This window comes from Cellvibrio mixtus subsp. mixtus J3-8, from assembly GCF_000766945.1.
Taxonomy (GTDB): Bacteria; Pseudomonadota; Gammaproteobacteria; order Pseudomonadales; family Cellvibrionaceae; genus Cellvibrio; species Cellvibrio mixtus_A.
On sequence record NZ_KN266213.1, the window covers coordinates 1 to 2,947 of the forward strand.

The 2,947-nt window shown below is 49.3% G+C and carries 3 protein-coding genes; all 3 read left to right on the forward strand.

Annotation, left to right across the window (positions count from 1 at the left end):
* Nucleotides 1–45: 45 nt before the first annotated feature.
* Complete coding sequence (locus A596_RS18385) at nt 46–363, forward strand: phage tail assembly protein (RefSeq protein WP_039917592.1); 318 nt, start codon at nt 46–48, stop codon at nt 361–363.
* 8 nt (nt 364–371) lie between these two features.
* Complete coding sequence (locus A596_RS22750) at nt 372–491, forward strand: GpE family phage tail protein (RefSeq protein ID WP_084128621.1); 120 nt, start codon at nt 372–374, stop codon at nt 489–491.
* Between the two features lie 219 nt (nt 492–710).
* The coding region (locus A596_RS18390; protein WP_039917594.1) for a phage tail tape measure protein at nt 711–2,947 on the forward strand (2,237 nt) is incomplete at its 3' end.

Sequence of the window (2,947 nt, forward strand, 5' to 3'; positions counted from 1 at the left end):
TTAACCATTGCCGGGCATTTTTAAAAATCCAATGGAGCAAAAACCATGAATGAAAAAACCAGCGTAGCAGTCACCTTATCCACCCCAATCAAACGCGGTGGCGGTGATATTAAATCCGTATCCTTACGCAGCCCAAGCAGCGGCGAATTACGTGGACTGAGTCTAGTGGATTTGCTGCAGCTAGAGGTTGATGCACTGCAAACACTGTTACCGCGCATTTCATCACCAAGTCTTACCAAACACGAAATTGCAGCAATGCCCGGACATGACCTGGTCAGACTGGGAACGGAGGTGTCCGTTTTTTTGACGCCGAAGGAAGTCACGGAACCGGGGGACAGCGACGCGGAATCCCCCGCCGAGTAGAGGATGCAATGGCAGATATAGCGGTCACTTTCCACTGGCCGCTATCGGAACTCTGCCAGCTTTCCCTGAGCGAACTCATTGATTGGTGGGAGCTTGCGGCAAAGCGGTCTGGATCAGATGAAGATTAAGTGTTATTTTTGAGGCTCACACATGCTGCTGGTAAAACACAATGTTAACGGTTATTGGATGGGTGCTAGGCACCGCAATCGCTTTAATCCTGCTGGGCTTGATCGCTTGGTGCGGATATTTGGCGCTGTCCATTGTGCGCTACTTGCTCGCCTCTCTGCTCTTGCCATTCGGTGTAGACCTCTTTCCCAAGCCCTAACTAATCGCACTGGAGGTCGCTAATGTCTCGCGACCTTCAATTAAAAATCGTTCTTGGTGCTGTTGATAAAGCCACCCAAGTTATAAAAAAAATCAGGCAAGGCAATAAATCACTCGCGGATACACTCAAAAAAACCCGCGATGAAAAATCCAAGCTGGATACGCAATTTAGCAACCTAAAATCGTATCGCACACTGCAAGCGCAGTTGCGCGCTAATGCACGCACACTAAAAGACTCCACTGCATCCGTTACTGAAAACACAGTAGCAATGGGAAAGCAGCAAGCCGCGCACACCAACATCAAGGCCGCCTTAACAACCGCGCGCAACCAACATAAAAAACTGACCGAAGCCCTGCTCGATGGCACCGGCAAAGGTGAAGCATTTCATCGCGAGCTGGAAAAAGCCCGCATTAAGTTGCTCAGCAATCAGCAGGCTTATGAAAAGTCGGCAAAGTCCTTATCGAATTACCGGGATAAAATCCGCCACGGTGAAGCGGACATTAAAAAGCTGACGGCCACACACAAACGCCATCAGGATCAACTAACGCCACTCACTAAAAAATTAAGTGAGGCAGGTATAAATCTTAGCAACACAGGCAAGAGTGCGCGTGAGTTACGCAGTGCTACACAACAGCTAACCGCGTCCATTGATAAACAAAAAAACGCACTCGCCAAAATCAATAGCCAATTGGAAAAGCGCAAGCAGTTGGAAGCCTCGCTCAAAAAAATGCATGGTGCAGGAATGAGTCTCGCCTTGCATGGTGCTGGTGCTGCCTATGTCGGCAAATCAGGTTTGGATAAAACCGCCAACGCTATTGCACCAGGCATTGATTTTGAAGCACGCCTGCGCGACATGAAAATCACTGGCGGGTTTTCCAAAAAAGCCGAAGCGCAACTCGGCAAACAAATCCGATTGGATGCTGAAAAGTACGGCCAGTTTACCGAGCAGATTGCCGACGGTTTGGCGGTGCTGGTTGCTAACGGCATCACCAGCGCCAAGGATTTGAATTACTACTCTGCAGTGCTTGCAAAAAGTTCAGTCGCGACCAATTCCGATATGGAAGACCTCGGCAATTTGATTATCTCCCTGCGCAAAAATTTAAATGTTGCCGTGGGTGATATACCGGCGTCGCTCGATAGCTTGGCATACGCGGGCAAAGAGGGTTCATTTGAAATTAAGGACATGGCCAAGTGGTTGCCGCAATTAAGCCCGATGATGGCCGCGCTCGGTGTGGAAGGCCGCAACGCCGTATCGGAATTAGGTGCAGCATTGCAAATTGCGCGTTTGGGTGCAGGCAACTCCGATGAAGCGGCTAACAACCTGAAAAACTACCTCGCCAAAATTACGGCACCGGAAACCATTAAACATTTTGATGACGCCGGTATCGATCTTAAAAAGCGCTTACTGGAATTAAGTGCGAAAGGTGTCAGCCCGGTGCAAGGCTCCCTTGAGGTTATTTCCGAGTACATGAAAACCAAAGGGCTTGGCGCACTAAAAGAATTTAATGCAGCGATGAATATCAAAAACGATATTCAACGTGAAGCTGCAATGCAGCGGTTAACCGAAGCCTATGCACTCGGTGATTTATTCCGCGATATGCAGGCCATGAGCTTTATTCGCCCTGCCATCGCCAACAGCAAGCAAATGGCGGACATTAATCGCGGCTCGCAAACTGCATCGGGCATGATAGATGCGGACTGGAAAGAGCGCATGGAAACATCCAGAAAGCAATTGGACGAATTAAAAATCAGTGTCGATGAGTTAAAGCAAACTGCTGCCGATATCTTACTGCCGGAATTAAAAAAGCAATTGCCTGACCTGATTAAATTTGTGCGCAAGCTGGGTGAGTGGATTAAAGCCAATCCTGAACTCGCCGCCAGCATTGCAAAATGGTCGGTGGTTTTATTGGGTGCAGTGGCGATATTGGGCGTGCTTGGTTTCGCGCTGGGTAACGCGATGATGGCGGTATCCGGTTTTGTCCGGGTTGCGCTGGCACTCGGTGGCCCTCTCAAAATATTGGGATCTGCATTGGTGTGGCTTGGCAGGCTTTTTCTCATGAATCCCATCGGCTTGGCCATCACCGCTATCGCACTGGGTGTGTACATGATTTACAAGCACTGGGAGCCAATCAAAGCATGGTTCAAGGGCTTGTGGGGTGAAGTGAAGTCCGCGTTTGATCAGGGCATTTTTGGTGTAACCAAACTGCTGCTCGACTGGTCGCCCTTTGGATTGATTTACAAGGGCATTGTGTGGGGTTT